The organism is Streptomyces erythrochromogenes (assembly GCF_036170895.1).
Taxonomy (GTDB): Bacteria; Actinomycetota; Actinomycetes; order Streptomycetales; family Streptomycetaceae; genus Streptomyces; species Streptomyces erythrochromogenes.
Map to the genome: position 1 here is coordinate 3402137 of NZ_CP108036.1, position 23767 is coordinate 3425903.

The window sequence follows — 23767 nt, forward strand, 5'->3', positions numbered from 1 at the left end:
GGCGCTTCGGTTCGTACTGGTTGCCGAGGTGGCGGGGGTGTCCGCGCTCCTCGGCGAGGAGCGGTGGATCAGATCAGGCCGAGCTCGCGGACCGCGTCGCGCTCCTCCGACAGCTCCTGGACGGAGGCGTCGATGCGGGCGCGGGAGAACTCGTTGACGTCCAGGCCCTGGACGATCTCGTACTTGCCGTCCTTGCAGGTGACGGGGAAGGAGGAGATCAGACCGGCCGGGACGCCGTAGGAGCCGTCGGACGGGATGCCCATCGAGGTCCAGTCGCCCTCGGCGGTGCCGTTGACCCAGGTGTGGACGTGGTCGATGGCGGCGTTGGCGGCCGAGGCGGCCGAGGACGCGCCACGGGCGTCGATGATCGCGGCGCCGCGCTTGGCGACGGTCGGGATGAAGGTGTCGGCGAGCCACGCCTGGTCGCCCACGACCTCGGCGGCGTTCTTGCCGGCGATCTCCGCGTGGAAGATGTCCGGGTACTGGGTCGCCGAGTGGTTGCCCCAGATCGTCAGGCGCTTGATGTCGGAGACGGCGGCACCGGTCTTGGCTGCCAGCTGCGAGATCGCGCGGTTGTGGTCCAGGCGGGTCATCGCGGTGAAGCGCTCGGCCGGTACGTCCGGGGCGGAGGCCTGCGCGATGAGCGCGTTGGTGTTGGCCGGGTTGCCCACGACCAGGACCTTGATGTCGTCCGCGGCGTGCGCGTTGATGGCCTGGCCCTGCGGCTTGAAGATGCCGCCGTTGGCGGCGAGCAGGTCGCCGCGCTCCATGCCCGCGGTGCGCGGACGGGCGCCGACGAGCAGCGCGACGTTGGCGCCCTCGAAGCCCTTGTTCGGGTCGTCGAAGATGTCGATGCCGGCGAGCAGCGGGAAGGCGCAGTCGTCGAGCTCCATGGCGGTGCCCTCGGCGGCCTTCATGCCCTGGGGGATCTCCAGGAGCCGGAGCTTGACCGGCACGTCCGCGCCGAGCAGGTGACCGGACGCGATACGGAAGAGCAGCGCGTAGCCGATCTGGCCGGCGGCGCCGGTGACGGTGACATTCACAGGAGTGCGGGTCATGGCCTTCTCCGTTAGACAGCTGGCGGTGGGGCGTCCCTGCCCCATGTGCTGGAGGACGCCGCTCCCCTGTAAATCTTGACGTGAAGAGACATCCGCGGTCAGGCTATCCGACCCGGGCGCGGGCCAACCCCCGGGTCCCTGTGGTGAGCGGCACACGGCTCCGGCGTTTCGAAGGTCAAGTCGATTCCAGGACTTCTGTTCGACCAGGAGATCTGGCCCGTCCGGTGGCCCTCGATCGACTTGGCGTAGGCGTTCGCCGCTCGGGCGACCGGTACGGCGTCGAATCCCGCCGGGCTGTGGCTCGTCGCCACCGGCCAGGCCGTCTCGATCCTGCCGGGACTGCTGTGCGACGCCCCGCCGCCCGGCACCGCCGTACGGCAGCTGCCGGGCCCGGGGCGGACGCTGGACGTCCTGGTCGGTCGGGCACCGAGAACCGGCCGGCCGTCGCGGCCGCGCTGGCGGTCCTCACCGCGCCCGGCGCGCCCGGCACACTCGGCGCGCCCGGCACGGTCAGCGCACGGTGAAGCGGACCGCGCTCTCCAGGAACGGGATCTCCAGCAGCGGCCTGGGCTCCATCACCAGCGCGAGCAGCGTGATCGCCACTCCCAGCAGTCCGTAAGTGATCATGTCGGTGAAGCGGGAGCGCACCGCGAGCATCCCCACCGAGGGCAGCACGCGCCGCAGCACCGCCGCCGCGATCAGGGCCACACCGATCACCAGGCACCCGGCCCGGGCCTGCCCGAGCGCGGTGGTCAGCAGCCCCACCGCGGTCGCGGCGAGCACGCTGAGCATCGGCCACTGGCGGGCGGGCGTGGACACGGCCCCGGGGACGGCGCGGCCGCTCCCCTCGGGGCGGGCCGTGTCCCGCGTGACGGAGGGGAAGCGGCGGGACTTGGCCGCGCCGCTCCCGTTCACGTGATCGGCGCCCGGTTCAGCGCGCACTGCCGGTCCGCTCCGCCGCCTCGACGACGTTGACGAGCAGCTGGGCGCGGGTCATCGGGCCGACCCCGCCCGGGTTCGGCGAGATCCACGCGGCGACCTCGGCGACGCCGGGGTGCACGTCACCGACGATCTTCCCGGCCTCGTCGCGGCTGACACCCACGTCGAGCACGGCCGCGCCGGGCTTCACGTCCTCGGGCTTGACCAGGTGCGGGACGCCGGCCGCGGCGACGATGATGTCCGCCTGGCGCAGCAGCCCGGAGAGGTCGCGCGTACCGGTGTGGCACAGCGTGACGGTGGCGTTCTCGGACTTGCGGGTCAGCAGCAGGCCGATGGACCGGCCGACGGTGATCCCGCGGCCGAGGACGACGACGTGTGCGCCGTTGATCTCGACACCGTGGTGGCGCAGCAGTTCGACGATCCCGTACGGGGTGCAGGGCAGCGGGCCCGGCTCGTTCAGCACGAGCCGGCCCAGGGAGGTCGGGTGCAGGCCGTCGGCGTCCTTCAGCGGGTCCATCAGCTCCAGGACCCGGTTGGTGTCGATGCCCTTGGGGAGCGGGAGTTGGACGATGTAGCCCGTGCACTGCGGGTTGGCGTTGAGCTCCCGCACGACCTCCTCGATGTCCTCCTGGGAGGCCGTCGCGGGCAGTTCGCGCTGGATGGAGGCGATGCCGACCTCGGCGCAGTCCTTGTGCTTGCCGTTGACGTACCAGCGGCTGCCCGGATCGTCGCCGACCAGCAGGGTGCCGAGGCCGGGGGTGATGCCCCGGGCCTTCAGGGCCGCCACACGGGCGGTCAGTTCGGACTTGATCGCGGCCGCGGTGGCCTTGCCATCGAGAATCTGGGCGGTCATACCCCCATCCTCCCGGATGAGGTGGCCCAGGTTCCAGTCAAGGTGCTCGCGGAACCGTAGGGTTCATTGCACTTGCACAACAAGTGACCGGCTCGCATGCCAACCAACTGGACAAGGTCTCGCCGGTCGGACCACGATGAAACGACTGAGTGCCGCGGGCAGTGCCGGGGGGCGGACCGCACCGTGCAGGATTCCTCCGCGCTCATTGCCGTGCGTCCCCGCACTTCCACGGAGGAACACCCCAGATGAGTTTCGGCGACCCGCACAATCCGTACGGACAGCAGCCGCAGGGCCAGCCCGGCTACGGCTACCCGCAGCAGGCCCCGCAGGGCATCCCGCCGCAGGGCGGCGGCTACGCCTACCCGCAGCAGGCCCCGCAGGCCTACCCCGGCGGCCCCGCCGGATACCCGGGCGGCTACCCCGGGGCCCAGATGGAGATGCCGGGCGGGGCGAAGGCCGCTCGCGTCATCCTCTTCGTCATGGGTGCCCTGCAGGCGCTGGGCGGCCTGTTCGTCATCATCGGCGGTGCCGTGTTCGCCGCGGCGCTCTCGGACTCCTCCAGCTCCTCCGCCGAGGACGCGGGCGCCATCGCGGGCACCGCGGGCGTCGTCCTGGGCCTCCTGTTCATCGGCTTCTCCCTGTGGCCCATCCTGACCGCGGCCAAGATGGGCAAGGGACGTGGCGGAGTACGCGTCTCCGGCATCATCTACGGCTCGGTCCAGACCCTCTTCGCCGTTCTCGGCATCCTGCTGAACCTGGTCGCGCTCGGCGCGAGCGAGCACACCACGGGCTCCGGCGGCCTCACCGTCATCTCCGTGCTGCCGTCCGTGGTCTCCCTCGCCCTCGGCCTCACGATCGTCATCGGCCTCGCCAAGGCCGGGGACTACTTCCGCCGTCCCCAGTACTGAGCCGCCCCTCCGCCGTGTCGGGGTGGGCCGGACTCAGTGGAAGAAGTGCCGGGTCCCGGTGAAGTACATGGTCACGCCGGCCTTCTGCGCGGCCTCGACGACCTGCTCGTCACGGACCGAACCGCCCGGCTGGACCACGGCCTTGATGCCCGCGGCGGTCAGGATCTCCAGGCCGTCCGGGAAGGGGAAGAAGGCGTCGGAGGCGGCGTACGAGCCCTGCGCGCGCTCGGCTCCGGCCCGCTCGACGGCGAGCTTCGCCGAGTCGACGCGGTTGACCTGGCCCATGCCGACGCCGACCGAGGCGCCGTCCTTGGCGAGCAGGATCGCGTTCGACTTGACGGCCCGGCAGGCCCGCCACGCGAAGGCCAGCTCGGCGAGCTCCGCCGGGGACAGGGCGTCGCCGGTGGCCAGCGTCCAGTTGGCCGGGTCGTCGCCCTCGGCCTGGAAGAGGTCGCTCTGCTGGAGCAGCGCACCGCCGCTGATGGGCTTGAGGTCGCCCGGCTGGTGCGGGGTGCCGTCCACCTTCAGGACGCGGATGTTCTTCTTCTTCGCCAGGACCTCGACCGCGCCGTCCTCGTAGGCGGGGGCGGCGATGACCTCGGTGAAGATCTCCGCGACCTGCTCGGCGAGCTCGACGGTCACCGGGCGGTTGACGGCGATGACACCGCCGAACGCCGACAGCGGGTCGCAGGCGTGCGCCTTGCGGTGGGCGGCGGCGACGTCCGCGCCGACGGCGATCCCGCACGGGTTGGCGTGCTTGATGATCGCGACGCACGGCTCTTCGTGGTCGTAGGCGGCGCGCCGCGCGGCCTCGGTGTCCACGTAGTTGTTGAAGGACATCTCCTTGCCGTGCAGCTGCTCGGCGTTGGCGAGCCCGCCCGGCTGGCCGTCCGTGTAGAGGGCGGCGGCCTGGTGCGGGTTCTCGCCGTAGCGCAGGGTGGACTTGCGCTCCCAGGCGCCGGCGAGGAACTCGGGCAGCGCGCCCTCCTCGCCCTCCGGGGCGTACGCGTTCGTGAACCAGGAGGCGACGGCCACGTCGTAGGCGGCGGTGTGCTGGAAGGCCTCGGCCGCCAGCCGCTTGCGGGCGGTGAGGTCGAAGCCGCCGCCCTGGGCCGCGGCGATCACGTCGGCGTACCGCTCGGGGCTGGTGACCACGGCGACCGACGGGTGGTTCTTGGCGGCGGCGCGGACCATCGACGGACCGCCGATGTCGATCTGCTCGACGCACTCGTCCTCGGTGGCACCCGACTGGACGGTGGCCAGGAACGGGTACAGGTTGACGACGACGAGGTCGAAGGGCTCGACGCCCAGCTCGGCGAGCTGGTTGCGGTGGTCCTCCAGACGCAGGTCGGCGAGGATGCCGGCGTGCACGCGCGGGTGCAGGGTCTTGACCCGGCCGTCGAGGCACTCGGGGAAGCCGGTCAGCTCCTCCACCTTGGTGACGGGCACCCCGGCGGCGGCGATCTTCGAGGCGGTGGAGCCCGTGGAGACGAGCGCGACGCCCGCCTCGTGCAGGCCGCGGGCCAGCTCTTCCAGTCCCGTCTTGTCGTAGACGCTGATGAGCGCACGACGGATCGGCCGCTGGGTCGTGGTCGGGTCGTTGCTCGCTGCGGTGTCTGCGGCGGTCACTGGATTGTTACCTTTCGTCCCTCAATGCGGTAGCCGTGCCGGGCCAGGCGCCCCACGACATCGACGAGCAGCTGTCGCTCGACTTCCTTGATGCGCTCATGGAGAGCGGCTTCGTCGTCCTCGTCCCGGACCTCGACCACACCCTGGGCGATGATCGGACCGGTGTCCACGCCGCTGTCCACGAAGTGGACCGTGCAGCCCGTGACCTTCGCGCCGTAGGCGAGCGCGTCCCGCACGCCGTGCGCTCCGGGGAAGGAGGGGAGGAGGGCGGGGTGGGTGTTGATGAACCGGCCGCCGAAGCGGTCGATGAACTCCTTGCCCACGATCTTCATGAAACCGGCCGACACGACGAGGTCGGGCGCGTGCGCGTCGGTCGCCGCGGTGAGGGCGGCGTCCCACTCGGCGCGGCTCCCGTAGTCCTTCACCGGGCAGACGAAGGTGGGGATCCCGGCCTTCTCCGCCCGCTCCAGGCCGACGATGTCCGCCCGGTCGGCTCCCACGGCGACGACTTCGGCACCGAAGCCCTCGGGTCCGCCGGGATGGGCGTCGATGGCGTCGAGCAGGGCCTGGAGGTTGGTGCCGGAACCGGAGACCAGCACGACCAGGCGGGAGGCGGCCATGGGAGGCCCTTTCTCGCGGAATTGCGGTGTTCGTCTTTGTGTGGTCATACGAAACTTCGGGGTACCGATATACGGGGAACCATACGAAGGCGCCGACCGCCTGCAACGATACCGGCACACCGGACGGCCCCCGAGGGACGGGGGGACGGGCGGGCGGTAGCGTCTGGCGTACAAGCCGCAAACTGGCCTCACCTCGCCTCGATGTCCTCGTGACGTCCATGACACAGGGGAAGTAACACACCCGATGCCGGACCGCCGTCAGCCCGACTCCCCCACCGACGACAACCCCTTCGCGGCCCCGCCGGAGGGCCGGCCCGACCAGCCGTGGCAGCCGCGCAGCGGTGGCGACGACGGCGGGAACGGCGACGGGAACGGCCCTGGGGACTCGGGCGGGCAGCGCGGCCCGGCGCGCTGGGACCCGACGGACCCGATCCAGCGCCGCGCCCGCTACGCACTGCTGGCGGGCATGTGGGGCTTCTTCTTCGGGATCTTCGGAATTCCGTCGGTCGGCCTGCTGCTGGGCGTGCTCGCCCTGTACTGGGGGATCAGCGCGCTGCGCGGCAAGCCGGCCGCGACGGTCGGTGAGCCGGGCGCCCCGAAGGGCCTGGACGCCCTGGGCCCGGCGGCCCGACCGCAGCGCACGGCGGCGGTGAGCGGCCTGGTCACCGCCTCGCTGGCGATCCTGCTGGCCATGAGCACGTACGCACTGCAGCTCGCGTACAAGGACTTCTACGTCTGCCGCGACGACGCCCTCACCAAGACGGCGGAACTCCAGTGCAACACCCTCCTCCCGGACAACTTCGTCGGCAAGGTCCTGAAGGTCCCCCAGTAGCCGTTCCGGCCTCGCCGGCGGGTGGGGCTCGGGAGCCCGGCGTCGGAGCCCCTTTCTTCACGCCCCGCCGACGTTCGCGGCGCGGGGGCTCGGGGGCGGAGGCCCCGCAACGGCCCCGCGCCGGCTAGGCCGGCGGCTTCCGCCGGGCCAGCACCCGTACCCCGATCACCGGCGGCGGCCCGGGCGGAACCGGCGGTGCCACCGGAGCCGGGCCCGGGCCCGGGCGAAGGTCCAGCCCCGCCACCACGGTCACCGCCCGACGCGCCCGCACCGCAGGTGCCGCAGGTGCCGCAGGTGCCGAAGCCGCCGGAACCGCCGGAGGCCCCAGAGGCACCAGAGGCGCCGGCTCGGGAACGATCTCCGGAACCAGCGTCCCCGCCGCCTTCCGCATCGCCTCCCACCGCAGCTCCCGCACCCCGCTGTCGTGCCAGCCGTCGTCCACCGGAGCATCCGCGTCCACCGCGACCGGCCCTTCCGCCGGGCGGTAGCGCCATGCGTGCACCCCCACCGCCACCGGCACGGCCAGCACCAGCGTCCACGCGAAGGCCGCCGCACCCGTGGCCCACCACACCGGCCCGAACTCGGCCAGCCTCCGCGAGCCCAGCGGCCCCGCCGAGACCGCCGCGAGCCCGGCCATCGCCACGCCGCACACCAGCGCCCCGAGGGCCGCCGTGAGCGCGGTCTCCCCGTACGAGACCTCGCGCGCCCGGCGTACCGCGAACCAGCCCACCGCCAGCCCCGCGACCACCGGCACCCCGGCGGCGGCCCAGGTCAGCGGGGTGCCCGGCCCCGCGGCCGGGAGGGCCTCCAGCAGCGGGAACCGGGGCAGCGCGGGCGCGCCCGCGAAGCCCAGCGGGGTGGCCGTCACCTCGGCGCCGAGGGCGAAGCCGGGGCCGAGGGCGTAGGCCGCTCCCCAGACCATGGCGTTCGGGATCAGGGCGAGCGCGAGCAGCAGGACCGCGAACCGGCCCGACCACACCCCGGTCAGCGAAAGGAACGAGGCCTGGACCTGCGCGCCGTGCCAGGCGAGCGAGGCGCCGACGAGCAGCGCTCCACCGCCCAGGAGCACCAGGGCGCCGCCCGCGCCCGCCCGCAGCGCCAGCGCGTAGCGCGGGCGCACGAACCCCCTCCGTACGCCCCCCGGCAGCCAGTTCGGCAGCGGCCCGAGCGGCCGCCCCTTGGCTCCCCACACCCCGCCGGCGGCGGCCAGCACGGCGACCAGCGGGACGTGCCAGGCGGCGCTGATCGGGTCGGCCGGCATCGGGCCGCCGGCGGCGTACACCGTGGCGAACGCCCCGACGGCGAGGTATCCGCAGAGCACGGCCGAGAACACCGCCGTCGCGGGCAGCACCTCCTCGTCCTCCTCGTCGGAAGCGCCGCCCAGCCGGGCGGCCCGCCGCATGAGCAGGACGGGCAGCGCGACGAGCAGCAGCGGTGTCACACCAACGGGTGCAGGGACGCCGGAAAGCGTCTCGTACCGCAGCAGTTCGGTCCCGTGGGCGAGCAGCCACAGCCCGGCGGCGAGGTGCAGGGCCCCGCCGGGACCGCTGTCGGGATAGGGGGAACTGATCCACAGGACGATGACGAGCACGGCGAGGAAGCCGAGCCCGAGTCCGGCCGCCACGGCGCCGCCCACCACGCATGCGGCGGCGGCCGGCGAACGCCGCCGCACGCCGGCTCGCGGGGCCGCCGACAACCGGGTCCCGCGTTCGGTCACTTGGGTCACCCCGCCATGGTGCCAACGACACGCGCTATGGGCGGGTAACAGGCGAATGTCCGTGGTGTCGCCCAATATACGTTTATGTACTTTATTGCTCAGGGCTGCCGGGTCGCGGGGAGTGTGGGATGACACGAAGCGTCGAGGACCTGCCCACCCCGCAGGAGCGCCGAAGACTGCGCGAAGCCGCGGAACTGACGCTCGATGAGGTCGCGGCGGCCGTGGGCGTCACCGTGGCGACGGTCCGGCACTGGGAGTCCGGGCGCACGAACCCGCGCGGCCGCAAGCACGACATGTACGCGCGGTTCCTCGACGGCCTCTCCGCGCTGCCGGTGGCCGCGGACACGACCGGGCCGCCGGACCGGGCCGACCGGGCCGACTCTGCCGACCCGTTGCTGGTGGCGGTGGCGGTGGCGCCCGGTGCCGGAGCCGAGGCCGGGGCCGGGGCCGGGGCCGGGGCCGGGGCCGGGGGAAGCCCGGCCGCCCCGGACGGGGCCGCGGTCACCACCGACGTCCCCGACACCGGCAGCAGCGCGAACGGAGCCGTCACCCGACCGGCCGTACGTCACGTCCACGGACCGGCCGACGCCTTCGACACCCTGTACGACCGGGCCGCACCCGTCCTCGCCCTGCAGGCCTACCTGCTCACCGGCCGCCGCGCCCTCGCCCTGGAGGCCGTGCACCGGGCCTTCACCCGGGCCTGGGACCAGTGGCCCGAGGTGGCCGCCGACCCGGACCCGGAGAGCTGGGTGCGTGCGATCGCGTACGAGTACGCGCTCTCCCCCTGGCACCGGTTCCGGCGCGCCCATCGCAGACCCGACCGGCCCCCCGCCGATCCCGCCGACCGGATCCTGCTCGACGCCCTGCTCGCCCTGTCGCGGATCCACCGCCGAACCGTCCTGCTCTACGACGGCGTCGGCCTCGACCTGCCCGACACCGCCGCCGAGACGGAAGCCACCACCCTCGCCGCCGGCAACCGCATCCTGCACGCCCACGCCGACCTCGCCGCCCGGATCCCCGAACTGGCCGACGTACCGGTCGAGAAGCAGTCCGCGGCGCTGCGGGAGCGGCTCGTCGCACTGCGGCCGCCGTTCCCGCTCGACCCGCGCCCGGCGGCGGCGGTCCGCGGCGGCGGCGAGCGGCGCGGCCGACAGTGGACCCGGGCGACGCTCGGCCTGACCGCGATGATCACGGCCGCCACCGCCTACACGGCGACGACGGCGCCCACCCGGTACGACCCCCCGCCGGCACCCGGCGAGAGCGTGACCGGGGTGCCGGCGCTCAGCGGCCCGCAGCAGCTCACCGAACGGAGCAGGCAACTCCACGACAAGCTGCGCGCGGATCCGCAGGCGGGTCCGGCGCGCATCACCCCGAAGATCGAGTGAGACCGCGTACGCGAACGGGCGTGGCCCGCACCCCGAGGGGTGCGGGCCACGCCCGTTCAGCCGTACGGTCGCTGCTTACTGAGCGGCGTTCAGGATCGCGCGGGCGAGCTCGGCGGTCTCGGTCGGCGTCTTGCCGACCTTGACGCCGGCGGCCTCGAGGGCCTCCTTCTTGGCCTGCGCGGTGCCGGAGGAGCCGGAGACGATGGCGCCGGCGTGGCCCATGGTCTTGCCCTCGGGGGCGGTGAAGCCCGCGACGTAACCGACGACCGGCTTGGTGACGTTCTTCGCGATGAAGTCCGCCGCGCGCTCCTCGGCGTCGCCGCCGATCTCGCCGATCATGACGATCAGCTCGGTCTCCGGGTCGGCCTCGAAGGCCTCCAGGGCGTCGATGTGCGTGGTGCCGATGACCGGGTCGCCACCGATGCCGACGGCGGAGGTGAAGCCGATGTCACGGAGCTCGTACATCATCTGGTAGGTCAGCGTGCCGGACTTGGACACGAGACCGATCTTGCCGGGCTTGGTGATGTCGCCCGGGATGATGCCGGCGTTGGACTGGCCGGGGGTGATCAGACCCGGGCAGTTCGGGCCGATGATGCGGGTCTTGTTGCCCTTGGCGGTCGCGTACGCCCAGAAGGCGGCGGAGTCGTGCACCGCGATGCCCTCGGTGATGACGACGGCCAGGGGGATCTCGGCGTCGATGGCCTCGACGACGGCGGCCTTGGCGAAGGCCGGCGGGACGAAGAGGACGGAGACGTTGGCGCCCGTCTTCTCCATCGCCTCGGCGACGGAGCCGAAGACCGGGACCTCGGTGCCGTCGAAGTCGACGGTCGTGCCGGCCTTGCGCGGGTTCACGCCGCCGACGATGTTGGTGCCGTCAGCCAGCATCAGCTTGGTGTGCTTCATGCCCGTGGCACCGGTCATGCCCTGGACGATGACCTTGCTGTCCTTGTTGAGGAAGATAGCCATGTGAGTCTTTGACCTCTGCCCTTACTTCGCAGCCGCGAGCTCGGCGGCCTTGTCGGCCGCGCCGTCCATGGTGTCCACGCGCTGCACCAGCGGGTGGTTGGCGTCCGAGAGGATCTTGCGACCCAGCTCGGCGTTGTTGCCGTCGAGACGGACGACGAGCGGCTTGGTGACCGCCTCGCCCTTCTCCTCCAGCAGGGCCAGCGCCTGGACGATGCCGTTGGCGACCTCGTCGCACGCGGTGATGCCACCGAAGACGTTGACGAAGACGGACTTGACGTCCGGGTCCCCGAGGATGATCTCGAGACCGTTGGCCATGACGGCGGCGGAGGCGCCACCGCCGATGTCCAGGAAGTTGGCGGGCTTGACGCCACCGTGGTTCTCGCCGGCGTAGGCGACGACGTCCAGGGTGCTCATGACGAGACCCGCGCCGTTGCCGATGATGCCGACCTCACCGTCGAGCTTGACGTAGTTGAGGTTCTTCGCCTTGGCGGCGGCCTCGAGCGGGTTCGCGGCGGCGTGGTCGACGAACTCCTCGTGACCCGGCTGGCGGAACTCGGCGTTCTCGTCGAGGGAGACCTTGCCGTCGAGGGCGATGACCTCGCCGGAGGCGACCTTCGCGAGCGGGTTGACCTCGACGAGGAGCGCGTCCTCGGCGATGAAGGTGTCCCACAGGGTCACGAGGACCTCGGCGACCTTCTCGGCGACCTCGGCCGGGAACTGCGCCAGCGCGACGATCTCGCGGGCCTTCTCGATGGTCACGCCCTCGTTGGCGTTCACCGGGACCTTGGCGAGCTTCTCCGGGGTCTCCTCGGCGACCTGCTCGATGTCCATGCCGCCCGCGACCGAGGCCATGGCCAGGAAGGTGCGGTTGGTGCGGTCGAGGAGGTACGAGACGTAGTACTCCTCGAGGATCTCGGGAGCGGTCTCCGCGATCATCACCTTGTGGACCGTGTGGCCCTTGATGTCCATGCCCAGGATGTCCGTCGCGCGGGCGACGGCCTCGTCCGGGGTGGCGGCCAGCTTCACGCCGCCGGCCTTGCCGCGGCCGCCGACCTTCACCTGCGCCTTGACGACCGACTTGCCGCCCAGCCGCTCGGTGGCCTCGCGAGCCGCCTCAGGCGTGTCGATGACTTCACCGGCCAGCACCGGTACACCGTGCTTGGCGAAGAGGTCCCTCGCCTGGTACTCGAACAGGTCCACGCGCGTCCGTCCCTTGTCTTTTCAAAGATTCGCAGTGATTCGCGGTTGTCTGCTATCTGCGTGGGCGTGCCGCGGAGGGCAACGTGACGGCGCTGTCACAAGGAAGGCGCACACGGTGACCGTGGACGCGGCATGTCCGTCCGGCAGGTTATCCCCGTGGGGCGTGGGACCCTAAATCGCAGATCACACCTGAGCGGTGATACCTGTCACAGAACGCCTCACGGTTGAACTGGAAATTCGTGTGATCCGCCGATTCACACGGGTGGCCGGGACGGGCGTGTCGGAGGAATTTCAGGGGGTCGGCAGGGGCCGCTTCTCCAGCGCCGCGGCCATTACCTCCGGGAACAGGTCGGGCGTGCAGGCGAAGGCCGGGGCCCCGAGCGCGGCGAGGGCAGCGGCGTGCTCGCGGTCGTAGGCCGGGGCTCCCTCGTCGGACAGCGCCAGCAGGGTCACGAACTCGACGCCCGCCCCCTTCATCGCGGCGACCCGCCCCAGCATCTCGTTGCGTATGCCGCCCTCGTAGAGATCACTGATGAGGACGACGACCGTGTCGGCGGGCCGGGTGATCTTCGACTGGCAGTAGGCGAGGGCCCGGTTGATGTCGGTGCCGCCGCCCAGCTGGGTGCCGAAGAGGACGTCGACCGGGTCGTCGAGCTGGTCGGTCAGGTCGACGACGGCGGTGTCGAAGACGACCAGGCGGGTGGCGATCGAGCGCATGGAGGCGAGGACCGCGCCGAAGACGGAGGCGTAGACGACGGAGGCCGCCATCGAACCCGACTGGTCGATGCAGAGGATGACCTCCTTCTTCACCGATTGCGCAGCCCGGCCGTAGCCGATCAGCCGCTCGGGGACGACGGTGCCGTACTCGGGCAGGTAGTTCTTCAGGTTCGCCCGGATCGTGCGGTCCCAGTCGATGTCGCGGTGGCGGGGACGGCTGATGCGGGCGGAGCGGTCGAGTGCGCCGGTGAGGGTGTCCCTGGTGCGGGTCGCGAGCCGCTTCTCCAGCTGCTCGACCACCTTGCGGACCACGGCCCGCGCCGTCTCCTTCGTCGTCTCGGGCATCGCCTTGTTCAGGGAGAGCAGGGTGCCGACCAAATGGACGTCCGGTTCGACGGCCTCCAGCATCTCCGGCTCCAGCAGCAGGGTGGACAGGCCGAGCCGCTCGATGGCGTCGCGCTGCATCACCTGCACCACCGAGCTCGGGAAGTACGTCCGGATGTCCCCGAGCCAGCGGGCCACGTTCGGCGCGGAGCCGCCGAGCCCGGCCGACCGCGCCGACCCCGAGGCCCGGCGGGACCCCCCTTCGCCGCCTCCCCCGTACAGCGCACCGAGCGCGGCGTCCATCGCCGCGTCCCGCCCGGTCAGCGCGTGCCCGGTGCCGTCGGCGTCTCCCCCGCCGAGCACCATCCGCCACCGCCGCAGCCGCTCGCCTCCGGCGGGGTCCGCGGCGTCCTGCCCGACCGCCGCGCTCATGTCCGTACCGCTCATCCGTCCGTCCCCCTGCACTCGTCGTACTCGTCGTTGCACCGCACTCTCAGGCGGCTGCCACCCCGTCGGGAGACGCCAGCAGTATCCGGACCAGCTCCGTCACCGCGTCCGCCCGCAAGGGGTCCAGGTCGGGGGCGAAGCCCTCGGGGGCCGAGCCCGTCGCGCGCGCCGCCCCCGCGGAGGCGGCCGGGCCGCGCCGGACCAGTTCGCCCAGGGTCCGCTTCACCCCCGGCTCGTACGCCCCGAACGTCCGCCTCAGCAGCGGGAGCACGTCGGTGAAGGCGCGCTCCGGCACCCCCACCAGCCAGCTGTCGATCAGGCCCAGCAGCCGGTCGTCGTGGACCAGCAGGGTGCCGCCGCCCGAACTCCCGCCCGCGAAGCCCTCGATCCAGCCCGCCGCGTCGGCGGGCGAGGCGGCCGGGGACAGCGCGAGCCCCATCAGCCGGGCCGTCTCCTCGGCCTCCAGCCGTCCGTCGTCGAGGAGCAACCGGGCCGCCCTGCCCCGGATGACGCCCGGCACGGTGTCCCGGGCCGCCAGCGTCCGCAGCACCGCGGACCAGCGTTCCCGCAGCCCGTCGCCGGTGTCCGCCAGCAGGCCGACCGCCGTGTGCACCCCGTCGACGTGGCCGCGCAGCTCCGCCGCCGCGTCGCCGTCCAGGCCGGCCGCGCAGGCCGGCGGGAGTGCGACGCATATCCGCTCGGCGAGCCCGGCCGCAACCGCGCCGAGCGCCGTCGCGTCGGTGCCCCGCACGTCCCCGTACCGCAGTGAACGGGCGAGCGCCGGCAGGGCCTTGGCGAGCCGGGCGACGTCGGTGTCCAGCGCGGCGCGGTCCGCGAGGGCCCGCAGTACGGCCGGCAGCGCCTCGGACAGCCCGGCCAGGAGGCACCGCTCGGCCAGCGCCGTGACCTCGCCCAGTTCCTCGGCGCCCGCGGCGTCCGCCTCCGCCTTGGCGGTGGCCGCCGCGAGGACGGTGGTGCCCCAGATCCCGGCCTCGGCCACCCGCACGGACAGCTCCGGCTCCCAGCGCAGCCGCCAGGTCTCCCGGAAGGTGCCGGTGCTGCTGCGGGAGGCGGCCGGGGTGCCCCAGCCGATGCCGAGCAGCCGCAGCCGGTGCAGCAGCAGGGACTTCGCGGCGTCGGTGTCCTTGCGCAGGTCGAGTTCCAGCTCGCGTTCCTGCGCCTCGGCCTTGAGCCGCAGCGACCGCTGCTGCCGCGTCAGGTCCCGCTGGAGCGGTACGACGGGTGCCGCGTCCGGGACCTCGCCGAGCACGTCGCCGACGACGAGGCGGTCCTCGATGAGCGTGAGCGGTACGTCGGAGCCGTCGCACATCACCGCCCGGACCGCTTCCAGCGTCTCCGTCAGGCCGGGCAGGGGCCTGCCCCGCATGGCGGCCAGGGTCTCGGCCAGCCGCACCGCCTCGATGGCGTGGGCCGAGGAGACCTGCCGGTCCTCCTCGCGCAGCAGGCCGGCGACCTTGGTCAGCCACCGCTCGACGGGCCGGTCCCGGGCGGAGAAGAGGTGGGCGTACCAGCCGGGCGAGGTGATCCCCGCGCCGTACCCGCCGGCCCGGGCGAGCCGGCGGTGCGTCCACGGCACCCAGGTGGTCTCCACCTTGACCTTCGCCAGTCCGGTCAGCAGCGCCTTGTCGGCGGCCACGGTGGTCTTCGCCCGCAGCGCCGGGACGTGCCAGGCACCGCACACGACGGCGTACCCGTCGCCGAACTCGCGGCGGGCGGCGCGCATCCGCTGCCGCATGTACGCCTCGCGCACCAGGTCGCGGCGGTGGCCGCCGTCGCCGTACGTCTCGCGCAGGGCTCCCATGGCCTCCCCGAGCGCCTCGAACGCGCCCAGCGCCTCCTCCCCCGCGCCGCCGCTGCCCCGGTGCTCGACCACGTCCTCCCACCAGCGCTCGGGGTCGTCGTACCCGGCGGTCTCGGCGAGCACCGCGAGGGGGTCCAGCCGGACCGCGTCGGGCTCGGCGTGGTCCGCGTCCGGCTCCCCGGCGGCGGCCAGCGAGTGCGCGGCGGGCAGGTCCATGAACCGGACCGGTACCCCGGCCTCCTGCGCCCAGCGGATCGCCACCCACTCCGGGGAGAAGTCGGCGAGCGGCCAGAACGCGGCCCGGCCCGGGTCGTCCGCGGCGTGCGCGAGCAGGGCCACGGGCGGCCGCATGCCGGGGTCGGCGGCCAGTTCGAGCAGGGCGTCCCCTTCGGGCGGCCCCTCGATCAGCACGGCCGCCGGGCGGGCCGCGTCCAGGGCGGAGCGGACCGCGCGGGCCGATCCGGGCCCGTGGTGGCGCACGCCGAGGAGCAGCGGGCCCTGTCGGGCGGTGCTCATGCCGTCACCTCCCGGCAGGCCCTGTAGAAGTCCTTCCAGCCGTCGCGCTCGCGGACCACGGCCTCCAGGTACTCCTGCCAGACCACCTTGTCGGCCGCCGGGTCGCGGACGACGGCGCCGAGGATGCCCGCGGCCACGTCGGAGGGGCGCAGGACGCCGTCCCCGAAGTGGGCTGCCAGGGCGAGGCCGTTGGTGACGACGGAGATGGCCTCGGCGGTGGAGAGGGTGCCGCTGGGCGACTTCACCTTCGTGCGGCCGTCGCCGGTGACGCCGTCGCGCAGCTCGCGGAAGACGGTGACGACGCGGCGGATCTCCTCCAGTCCCTCGGGCACGGCCGGCAGGTCGAGGGCGCGGCCCATCTGGTCGACGCGGCGGGCCACGATGTCGACCTCGGCGTCCGCGGTGGCGGGCAGCGGCAGGACGACGGTGTTGAAGCGGCGGCGCAGCGCGCTGGAGAGCTCGTTGACGCCGCGGTCGCGGTCGTTGGCGGTGGCGATGAGGTTGAAGCCGCGTACGGCCTGGACCTCTTGGCCGAGCTCCGGTATCGGCAGGGTCTTCTCGGACAGGACGGTGATGAGGGTGTCCTGGACGTCGGCGGGGATGCGGGTGAGCTCCTCGACGCGGGCGGTCATGCCGTCGGCCATGGCCCGCATGACGGGGCTGGGGACGAGCGCCTCGCGGCTGGGGCCGTGGGCGAGGAGCCGGGCGTAGTTCCAGCCGTACCGGATGGCCTCCTCGGGGGTGCCGGCGGTGCCCTGCACGAGGAGGGTGGAGTCCCCGCTGACGGCGGCCGCGAGGTGTTCGGACACCCAGGTCTTGGCGGTGCCGGGAACGCCGAGCAGGAGCAGGGCGCGGTCGGTGGCCAGGGTGGTGACCGCGACCTCGACGATGCGGCGCGGGCCCACGTACTTGGGTGTGATCACCGTGCCGTCGTCGAGCGTGCCACCGAGCAGGTAGGTGGCGACGGCCCACGGGGAGAGCTTCCAGCGGGTCGGGCGAGGCCTGTCGTCGGCGGCCGCCAGGGCTTTCAGTTCGTGCGCGTAGGCGTCTTCGGCGTGCGGTCGCAGCGCCTCGGCACCGATGCCGTTCTCGGGCTTGCTCATGGTCCCCCTCCAATGCTCGGCAGCCGCTCCCGACTGCTGTTCCAACGGTGCACCACGCCACTGACAACACCCCGTGCTCATCACGTTGTTGCAGGTCAGAGCGATTGTCAGAGGGGGTCTCTACGGTGGTTTCCATGACTGAGCAGGGGGTCCGCTGGACGGCGGAACAGGTACTGGCTCTGGCTCCTGACGATGCTTCACGCAAGGCGGGCGGCAGACTCGGAGGAGCGGGGCCGTGGTCACAGATCGGAGGTTCCGCTTCCGGTTCTGTGTGGGGGCTGTGCAAGGGCAGCGGCAGCAATCCGTACCGGACGGTCGTCGACCTGACGGGACCGGCCTACAAGTGCTCCTGCCCGAGCCGGAAGTTCCCGTGCAAGCACGCGCTGGGACTGCTCCTGCTCTGGTCCGCCGAGGGGGTCGGCGAGCCCGGGGAGGCGCCGGACTGGGCCGCGCAGTGGCTGGCGGACCGGGCGGCCAAGGCCGCACGTCCGGCGGGCGCGGCCGCCGGGCCGGTGGACGAGGAGGGGGCCCGGCGGCGGGCCGAGCGGCGGGCGGCGCGCATCGGCGCGGGCGTCACCGAGCTGGAACAGCGGCTGGCCGACCTGCTGCGCGGCGGCCTCGCGGGCCAGGAGCACGCGGGGTACGCGGCGTGGGAGGAGACCGCGGCCCGGATGGTGGACGCCCAGGCGCCCGGACTGGCCGGGCGCGTAAGGGAGTTGGGGACGATACCCAGTTGCGGCCCCGGCTGGCCCGCCCGGATGCTGGAGGAGGCGGCGCTGCTGCACCTGCTGGACCGGGCCTGGATGGGGGTGACGGGGCTTCCGGACCAGTTGGCGGCGACCGTGCGCAACCGGGTGGGACTGCCGGCCTCCGGGGAGGGGGAGGCCGTACGGGACCGCTGGCTGGTGCTCGCCCAGTACGACTCGGTGTCGCCGGACGGTCGGCTCACCACCCGCCGGATATGGCTGCGCGGGCTGGCGGGCGGACGGCCCGCGCTGGTGCTGGACTTCGGACCGCCCGGGCGGCCGCCGGGGCTGGCGCTGCCGGTGGGGCTGGTGCTGGAGGCGGAGATGCGCTTCCGGCCCGGGTCGGCGGGGCTGCGGGCGGACCTCGGGGAGAGGTTCGCGGCGGCCGCGCCGTGCACGGAGGTTCCGGCCGGGGTGGGCACGCAGGCGGCCCTGGAGGCCTACGGGGCGGCGCTGCGGGACGACCCGTGGCTGGAGTCCTGGCCGGTGGTGCTCGGTCCGGTGGTTCCGATACCGGGAGAGCTCGGCTGGCAGCTGGCGGACGCGGAGGGCACCTCCGCCCTGCCGGTGCCCCTCACCGGGGCGGGCAGCCGCTCCCGCGGGGGTCTGTGGCAGCTGGCCGCACTGTCGGGCGGGGGCCCGGTGACGGTCTTCGGCGAGTGCGGCCACCGCGGCTTCACTCCGCTGACGGCCTGGCAGCCGGACTCCTCGGAGCCGGTCGCCCTGTCCTGAGCCGGGCGGGAACGACAACCACATCGCAGGGGGCCTGGGGGGTCCTGTGCCGTCGCACGGCGGCGGCAGGGAGAAGTGCGGCGCCGGGGGGCGCCGTACACGCAACGACGAGAAGCCGGGGGGCTTTCATGAACGACAACCACGCCAGTTGAGCGGACCCGTACGGGACATCGACAGCCCCGGTCCCGCGGAGGGGGCGGGACCGGGGCACTGGACACCACCGAGGACGAGCAGCGAGGGAGGGGCACCGATGGGCGAGGGTGACGAGGGGTACGGGGAGTGGCAGGAGCTGGTCGGTGCCGCGCTGCTGGGCACCGACCGGCGCCGGGGCGGGGGCCCGGCCGGCTCGCCGGAGGCGCTGCTGGACGCGGCGGCCGTGCACACCGTGCGCCGCCGCGCCGGCTTGCGGCCGGCGGGGGCGCGCCCGCGGCCGGAGCCCGCGCCCCGCGACCCCCGGCCGGCACCGCCGGAGGCGGCGGGCCGCCGGCTCGCACAACTGCTGGCTGGCCGCACCGGCGCCGGCAGCGGGGGCGGCGGCGGGCGGCGCGGATCGGCCCCGGATCTGACGGAGCTGCTGCCGCAGTGGCTGGCCGCGGCCGCACGGCACGGCTACCGCGCGCCCGCAGCGCTCGTACCGGCGCTCCTGGACGCCGCCCGGGCCCGTACGGACCTGCGCCCGCAGGCTCTGGCCCTGGCCGGGACGCGGGGACTGTGGCTGGCACGGATGAATCCGGACTGGCGGTTCGCCCTGCGCGGCGGGGCGGGCGGCGGGGAACTGCCGGACGTGACCGACCCGTCCGCGGTCGAACGGCTCTGGGAGGAAGGGCTGTTCGCGGAGCGCGTGGCACTGCTCGGTGCCGTACGGGCCCATGAGCCGGCGGCCGCGCCGCGGCTGCTGGCGACGACCTGGGGGAGCGAACGGGCCGAGGACCGGCTGATGTTCCTCGACTCGCTGAGGGTGGGGCTGTCCCTGGAGGACGAGCCCTTCCTGGAGGCGGCGCTGGGCGATCGCAGCCGCAATGTCCGCGCGACGGCCGCCGAACTGCTGTCGGCGCTGCCGCAGTCGGCGCTGGCGGGCCGGATGGCCGAGCGCGCACTGGCCTGCGTGGGACCGGAGGGGGTGGCCCCGCCGGCCGAGTGCGACGGGGGGATGCTCCGCGACGGCGTGGTCAAGCGGCCGCCCGCCGGACGCGGAGAGCGGGCCTGGTGGCTCGGCCAGCTGGTGGAGGCGGCTCCGCTGTCGTGCTGGCGGGAGCGGTTCGGGGGCCTGGGCCCGGCGGAGATCGTGGCACTGCCGGTGGCCACGGCCGAGGGCTGGACGGAGGAACTGCACGCGGCGTGGTGCCGGGCGGCGGTGCGCCAGCGGGACCCGGACTGGTCGCGGGCCCTGCTCGGCCCTGCGTCCGCGCCGCCCGCGGCGGGTCCGGGCACGGCGTCGCTCGCGGAGCGGGCCAAACTGCTGGAGACCCTCCCCGACGGGGAACGGGCCGAGTGGGTGGCGGAGTTCGTCCGGGCGCACGGGCTGTCCGAGGCCTTCCAGCTGCTCGGGGTGTGCGTGGTGCCGTGGGCGGGCGCGCTGGGCCGCGCCGTGGTGGACGCGCTGGACATCGCCCGGGAGGCCGGCAGCTACCCGTGGAGCTTCAGCGGGGTGATGGGCCTGGCCGAACGCTGCCTCGACCCTTCCGAGGCCGGCCGGCTCGAGGCCCTGACCGCGGCCGCGGAGGAACCGCCGGACGCGTCGCCGGGCGCGGCCGCGTACTGGGCCGAGGCCTTCCAGCGGCTGGTGGCCACGCTCCGGCTGCGCGCGGCGATGCTGTCGGAGCTCGCCCCGGCCTGATGCTGCGGGACGCTCGGCCGAGCCTTCGCCCGGCCCCGCCGCAACGTCGCCCCGCCACCGCCGGAGGCGCCGCTGGCGCGGCCGACGGCGGCCGGCGGCGGCCGCCGGCCCGGGAGGTTCGACAGATGCGGCGGCAGCCCCGCCGGGCACTGCCCGGACCTGCGGGATCGTCCGGCTACGCCGGGGGCCCCGGCGGGGCCGCTGCCGCGCGCCCTGCCGTGCGCGGGGCGGGCCCGGAAGGGCCAGCTCCCGCGCGGCGGCCCCGCTGCCGGACCGCCGGAGGCTACTGGCGGACGTGGGCGTTGACCCAGTCCACGATGGAGGTGGTCGTCGCGCCCGGGGTGAAGATCTCGGCCACGCCCTTCTCCTTCAGGGGGGCGATGTCGTCCTCCGGGATGATGCCGCCGCCGAAGACCTTGATGTCCTCCGCGTCGCGCTCCTTGAGGAGCTCCAGCACGCGCACGAAGAGCGTGTTGTGGGCGCCCGAGAGGATCGAGAGGCCGATCGCATCGGCGTCCTCCTGGATCGCGGTGTCCACGATCTGCTCGGGGGTCTGGTGGAGGCCGGTGTAGATGACCTCCATGCCCGCGTCCCGCAGCGCCCGCGCGATCACCTTGGCCCCGCGGTCGTGGCCGTCGAGACCCGGCTTGGCCACCACCACACGGATCGGACCGGTCACACCCATCGCACTGCCTCCCGAGTGAACGAACGTTAAGTACAGCATCGCGCACGCCGCCGTTTCGCGGGCGAGCACGAGGGGGAAATCACACGTGGGACGGCATTGCGCCACCGTGCCGACAGCCGCACGGCACGGTGGCGCGGCGGCCGTCGTCCCCGGAGGATCACAGGAGGCCGTCGATGGGTCTGTCCTTACCCATGCCCGTCCCCTTCTCCGGCGCCGCGCTGCGGGCCGGAGCGCTGGAGGTCGTCGTGCTCGGCGGGCACCTCCTGCTGTACCCCACCGGGGTGTGCCAGGAGAGGGTCGCCCCCGTCCCGGCGACGACACGCCCGCCCGTTCTGCTGCTGCACGGGTTCACCGACAACCGCTCCGTCTTCGTCCTGCTGCGCCGCGCCCTCGGAGCCGCCGGCCTGCGGCACGTGGAGGCGTACAACTACTCGCCCCTCACCCTCGACCTGCGCGTCACCGCCCGCCATCTCGCCCGGCGTGTCGAGGAGCTGTGCGAGCGCACCGGCCAGGAACGGGTGGACCTCGTCGGGCACAGCCTGGGCGGCCTGGTCGGCCGGTACTACGTCCAGCGCCTCGGCGGCGACACGCGCGTGCGCACCCTCGTCACGCTCGGCACCCCGCATTCCGGCACGCGGGCCGCCCCCTTCATGGACGCGCACCCCCTGGTGCGGCAGATGCGCCCGGACTCCGAGGTGCTGGCCGAGCTGGCTGCGCCCTCGCCCGGTTGCGCGACCCGCTGCGTGGCGTTCTGGAGCGAGTTCGACACGCTGATGACCCCGGTCGGGAGCGCCCGGATCGAACATCCGGACCTGCTCGTGGAGAACGTGCAGGTGATGGGTATCGGACACCTCGCCCTCCCGGCGCACCCGGCGGTCATCGCGGCGGTCGGCCGCGCCCTCGACGGCCCCGCGCCGGCCGTCGTGACGGGCCCGGACGCCGCTTCCGTCGCCTGACCGTTCGGCGACCATGAGTCGAACACATTTCGAACTCAAGGCCAAGGCTGCGTCTTTCGGCGACCGAAAGGCGGCCGAATGCCCGGTTCCGCTGATCTGGGGACCCGGCGAAGATTGTCGTTGCGAGTAACCGACGGGTACAGTCACGCCACTGCTCTCCTCCGGTGAACTTCGAGTTCCCGGCCACCCAGGCCCCCACTGCCGAGGCGAAAGAGAAGTTGGTGAACGACCGCCCCTCGTCGGGCCAGTACCCGGATGCCGGGTATGACGGCCTCTCCACCACCGCTTTCGCTGGTGACTCGGCCTACGTTTCCTACGAAACGCAGGGCCAAGGGGTCAACTACGCTGCCTACGGCTCCTATGAGACCGGCACGTACGACACCACCGCGTGGACCTCGCAGGACCCCTACCTGTCCACGATCCCCTCGCAGTCCGCACCCGAGGACACCACCGGGAGCTGGGACGCGAGCGCCTGGAACGCGGCGGGGGCGGGCACCGACTACTCCGGCTACACCGCCTACCCGACGGCCTCCTTCGGCTACGACACCTCCACCGACCAGACCGGCCACTGGGCGATGCCGGGCTTCGGCACCACCGGTACCGAGACCGGCGCCTACGACGCGACCGCCTGGAACACCGTCACGCAGACCCCGGCGCAGCCCGAGGCCGAATACGCGTACGACTACCAGCCCGCGCAGCAGGACTACGCGTACGGCACGACCACGCTCGGAACCGTCGGCTACGTCCACGAGCCCCAGGCCGACGCGACCGCCCCGGAGACCGGGGCCGACACCTACAGCGAGACCGCCGTCTTCGAGGTGCTCTCCGACCCGGCGCCCGAGACCGCCGAGGCGTACGAGCTGCCCGAGGTCCACGAACTGCACGGCGTGCACGACATGCCCACCCAGGCCATGCCGGTGACCTCCGCCCCGCGCTCCGCGCGCCGGACCGCCGCCAAGGGCAACGCCAAGACGACGGGCGCCAAGTCGGCCGGCGGCCGCCGGCGCACCCCGGCGAAGCGTTCCGCCCTGCTGACCGTCGCGGTTCCCTCCGCCTGCGTGATGGGCGTCGCGGGCGTCGCGGCCGCCTCCGTCGGCGGACTCACCGGTACGGACAAGCCCGGCGAGGACACCACCACGATGGCCGCGCCCGACCCGGCCTCGGTGAAGCCGGTCGCCGCGAACACCAAGCTCGACACCCAACTGGTCGCGCTCAGCGCCGACGCGGGCGACTTCGCGGACCGCGCGAGCCGCACGCAGGAGCGCATCGACCTGCGCGAACGCCAGGAAGAGGAAAAGAAGAAGAAGGCCGAGGAGGCCGCGGCCAAGGAGGCCGCCCGCCCCAAGTTCGCGATCCCCGTCGCGCAGCACGGCCTCAGCGCCAGCTTCGGCCAGGCCGGCGGCATGTGGATGTCGGTGCACACCGGCATCGACTTCCCGGTGTCCTACGGGACCCCGGTCATGGCGGCCACCGACGGCACCGTGCGCACGCAGTACAACAGCGCCTACGGGAACATGGCCATAGTGACCGCGCCCGACGGCACCGAGACCTGGTACTGCCACCTCAGCTCCACCAAGATCCGCGGCGGCAAGGTCAAGGCGGGCGACGTCATCGCCTACTCGGGCAACTCCGGCAACTCCACCGGTCCGCACCTGCACTTCGAGGTCCGGCCCGGCGGCGGCTCCGCGATCGACCCCCTGGCCTGGCTGCGCAGCAAGGGCCTGGACCCGAGGTAGTCGCCTCGGTCCGACGGACTCCACGGGTGCCCGGCAGCG

Annotated in this window: 19 protein-coding genes; 7 read left to right on the plus strand and 12 right to left on the minus strand. The window is 73.4% G+C overall.

Annotation, left to right across the window (positions count from 1 at the left end):
• Positions 1 to 68: 68 nt before the first annotated feature.
• The 3 genes from OHA91_RS15225 to OHA91_RS15235 form a co-directional block, all read right to left on the minus strand.
• Positions 69 to 1058 (minus strand): malate dehydrogenase, encoded by a 990-nt coding sequence (locus tag OHA91_RS15225; RefSeq protein WP_031149620.1) that lies wholly within the window; start codon positions 1056 to 1058, stop codon positions 69 to 71.
• Between the two features lie 510 nt (positions 1059 to 1568).
• Positions 1569 to 2000 (minus strand): DUF3017 domain-containing protein, encoded by a 432-nt coding sequence (locus OHA91_RS15230; protein WP_051893080.1) that lies wholly within the window; start codon positions 1998 to 2000, stop codon positions 1569 to 1571.
• Positions 1990 to 2850, minus strand: a complete 861-nt coding sequence (locus OHA91_RS15235) for a bifunctional methylenetetrahydrofolate dehydrogenase/methenyltetrahydrofolate cyclohydrolase (protein WP_031149615.1) — start codon at positions 2848 to 2850, stop codon at positions 1990 to 1992. The genes OHA91_RS15230 and OHA91_RS15235 overlap by 11 nt, the downstream gene beginning before the upstream one ends.
• Positions 2851 to 3095: 245 nt before the next feature.
• Here OHA91_RS15235 and OHA91_RS15240 point away from each other — a divergent pair, with 245 nt between their 5' ends.
• Entirely contained in the window at positions 3096 to 3758 is a 663-nt protein-coding gene (locus OHA91_RS15240; protein WP_031149613.1) for a hypothetical protein, read from the plus strand.
• Positions 3759 to 3791: 33 nt separating this feature from the next.
• On the opposite strand, the gene purH is transcribed toward OHA91_RS15240, so the two are convergent.
• Positions 3792 to 5387, minus strand: a complete 1596-nt coding sequence (gene purH, locus OHA91_RS15245; protein WP_051893079.1) for a bifunctional phosphoribosylaminoimidazolecarboxamide formyltransferase/IMP cyclohydrolase — start codon at positions 5385 to 5387, stop codon at positions 3792 to 3794.
• Positions 5384 to 6007 (minus strand): phosphoribosylglycinamide formyltransferase, encoded by a 624-nt coding sequence (purN, locus tag OHA91_RS15250; RefSeq protein WP_031149609.1) that lies wholly within the window; start codon positions 6005 to 6007, stop codon positions 5384 to 5386. The genes purH and purN overlap by 4 nt, the downstream gene beginning before the upstream one ends.
• Before the next feature lie 244 nt (positions 6008 to 6251).
• On the opposite strand from purN, the gene OHA91_RS15255 reads away from it, so the two are divergent.
• Complete coding sequence (locus OHA91_RS15255; protein WP_031149607.1) at positions 6252 to 6839, plus strand: hypothetical protein; 588 nt, start codon at positions 6252 to 6254, stop codon at positions 6837 to 6839.
• 124 nt (positions 6840 to 6963) lie between these two features.
• Here the strand turns inward: OHA91_RS15255 and OHA91_RS15260 are convergent, their stop codons facing one another.
• Positions 6964 to 8565, minus strand: a complete 1602-nt coding sequence (locus OHA91_RS15260; protein ID WP_328739430.1) for a cell division protein PerM — start codon at positions 8563 to 8565, stop codon at positions 6964 to 6966.
• A gap of 119 nt (positions 8566 to 8684) precedes the next feature.
• On the opposite strand from OHA91_RS15260, the gene OHA91_RS15265 reads away from it, so the two are divergent.
• Complete coding sequence (locus OHA91_RS15265) at positions 8685 to 9941, plus strand: helix-turn-helix domain-containing protein (RefSeq protein WP_328739431.1); 1257 nt, start codon at positions 8685 to 8687, stop codon at positions 9939 to 9941.
• Positions 9942 to 10016: 75 nt separating this feature from the next.
• Here OHA91_RS15265 and sucD read toward each other — a convergent pair whose 3' ends face one another.
• The 5 genes from sucD to OHA91_RS15290 all read right to left on the minus strand — a co-directional run bounded on the left by sucD (position 10017) and on the right by OHA91_RS15290 (position 17036).
• Positions 10017 to 10907, minus strand: a complete 891-nt coding sequence (sucD, locus tag OHA91_RS15270; protein WP_030764277.1) for a succinate--CoA ligase subunit alpha — start codon at positions 10905 to 10907, stop codon at positions 10017 to 10019.
• 21 nt (positions 10908 to 10928) lie between these two features.
• The gene (gene sucC / locus OHA91_RS15275) at positions 10929 to 12107 is read right to left on the minus strand and encodes an ADP-forming succinate--CoA ligase subunit beta (protein WP_030659459.1); all 1179 of its coding nucleotides are present in this window, start codon (positions 12105 to 12107) and stop codon (positions 10929 to 10931) included.
• Positions 12108 to 12398: 291 nt separating this feature from the next.
• Entirely contained in the window at positions 12399 to 13595 is a 1197-nt protein-coding gene (locus tag OHA91_RS15280; RefSeq protein WP_266498337.1) for a VWA domain-containing protein, read from the minus strand.
• A gap of 46 nt (positions 13596 to 13641) precedes the next feature.
• Positions 13642 to 15933 carry a DUF5682 family protein gene (locus OHA91_RS15285; protein ID WP_328739437.1) on the minus strand — a complete coding sequence of 764 codons (2292 nt, stop codon included), beginning with the start codon at positions 15931 to 15933 and terminating at the stop codon, positions 13642 to 13644.
• Complete coding sequence (locus OHA91_RS15290; protein ID WP_031147893.1) at positions 15930 to 17036, minus strand: ATP-binding protein; 1107 nt, start codon at positions 17034 to 17036, stop codon at positions 15930 to 15932. The genes OHA91_RS15285 and OHA91_RS15290 overlap by 4 nt, the downstream gene beginning before the upstream one ends.
• 134 nt (positions 17037 to 17170) lie before the next feature.
• On the opposite strand from OHA91_RS15290, the gene OHA91_RS15295 reads away from it, so the two are divergent.
• Together OHA91_RS15295 and OHA91_RS15300 are read left to right on the plus strand one after the other, a co-directional pair.
• Positions 17171 to 18514 carry an SWIM zinc finger family protein gene (locus tag OHA91_RS15295; protein ID WP_266498343.1) on the plus strand — a complete coding sequence of 448 codons (1344 nt, stop codon included), beginning with the start codon at positions 17171 to 17173 and terminating at the stop codon, positions 18512 to 18514.
• Between the two features lie 169 nt (positions 18515 to 18683).
• Positions 18684 to 20351, plus strand: a complete 1668-nt coding sequence (locus OHA91_RS15300; RefSeq protein ID WP_408059238.1) for a DUF5691 domain-containing protein — start codon at positions 18684 to 18686, stop codon at positions 20349 to 20351.
• 283 nt (positions 20352 to 20634) lie between these two features.
• Here the strand turns inward: OHA91_RS15300 and OHA91_RS15305 are convergent, their stop codons facing one another.
• The gene (locus tag OHA91_RS15305; protein WP_030764263.1) at positions 20635 to 21036 is read right to left on the minus strand and encodes a cobalamin B12-binding domain-containing protein; all 402 of its coding nucleotides are present in this window, start codon (positions 21034 to 21036) and stop codon (positions 20635 to 20637) included.
• A gap of 173 nt (positions 21037 to 21209) precedes the next feature.
• Between OHA91_RS15305 and OHA91_RS15310 the strand changes: the two genes are divergently transcribed.
• Positions 21210 to 21992, plus strand: a complete 783-nt coding sequence (locus OHA91_RS15310) for an esterase/lipase family protein (protein ID WP_031147890.1) — start codon at positions 21210 to 21212, stop codon at positions 21990 to 21992.
• Positions 21993 to 22156: 164 nt separating this feature from the next.
• Positions 22157 to 23728, plus strand: a complete 1572-nt coding sequence (locus tag OHA91_RS15315; protein WP_381703285.1) for a M23 family metallopeptidase — start codon at positions 22157 to 22159, stop codon at positions 23726 to 23728.
• Positions 23729 to 23767: the final 39 nt, after the last annotated feature.

Bases quoted from the DNA above. Each gene is read 5' to 3' on its own strand.
- OHA91_RS15225 (WP_031149620.1), bottom strand. From the start codon at position 1,058: ATGACCCGCACTCCTGTGAATGTCACCGTCACCGGCGCCGCCGGCCAG.
- OHA91_RS15235 (WP_031149615.1), bottom strand. From the start codon at position 2,850: ATGACCGCCCAGATTCTCGATGGCAAGGCCACCGCGGCCGCGATCAAG.
- OHA91_RS15240 (WP_031149613.1), top strand. From the start codon at position 3,096: ATGAGTTTCGGCGACCCGCACAATCCGTACGGACAGCAGCCGCAGGGC.
- purN (WP_031149609.1), bottom strand. From the start codon at position 6,007: ATGGCCGCCTCCCGCCTGGTCGTGCTGGTCTCCGGTTCCGGCACCAAC.
- OHA91_RS15255 (WP_031149607.1), top strand. From the start codon at position 6,252: ATGCCGGACCGCCGTCAGCCCGACTCCCCCACCGACGACAACCCCTTC.
- OHA91_RS15265 (WP_328739431.1), top strand. From the start codon at position 8,685: ATGACACGAAGCGTCGAGGACCTGCCCACCCCGCAGGAGCGCCGAAGA.
- sucD (WP_030764277.1), bottom strand. From the start codon at position 10,907: ATGGCTATCTTCCTCAACAAGGACAGCAAGGTCATCGTCCAGGGCATG.
- OHA91_RS15280 (WP_266498337.1), bottom strand. From the start codon at position 13,595: ATGAGCGGTACGGACATGAGCGCGGCGGTCGGGCAGGACGCCGCGGAC.
- OHA91_RS15285 (WP_328739437.1), bottom strand. From the start codon at position 15,933: ATGAGCACCGCCCGACAGGGCCCGCTGCTCCTCGGCGTGCGCCACCAC.
- OHA91_RS15290 (WP_031147893.1), bottom strand. From the start codon at position 17,036: ATGAGCAAGCCCGAGAACGGCATCGGTGCCGAGGCGCTGCGACCGCAC.
- OHA91_RS15295 (WP_266498343.1), top strand. From the start codon at position 17,171: ATGACTGAGCAGGGGGTCCGCTGGACGGCGGAACAGGTACTGGCTCTG.
- OHA91_RS15305 (WP_030764263.1), bottom strand. From the start codon at position 21,036: ATGGGTGTGACCGGTCCGATCCGTGTGGTGGTGGCCAAGCCGGGTCTC.
- OHA91_RS15310 (WP_031147890.1), top strand. From the start codon at position 21,210: ATGGGTCTGTCCTTACCCATGCCCGTCCCCTTCTCCGGCGCCGCGCTG.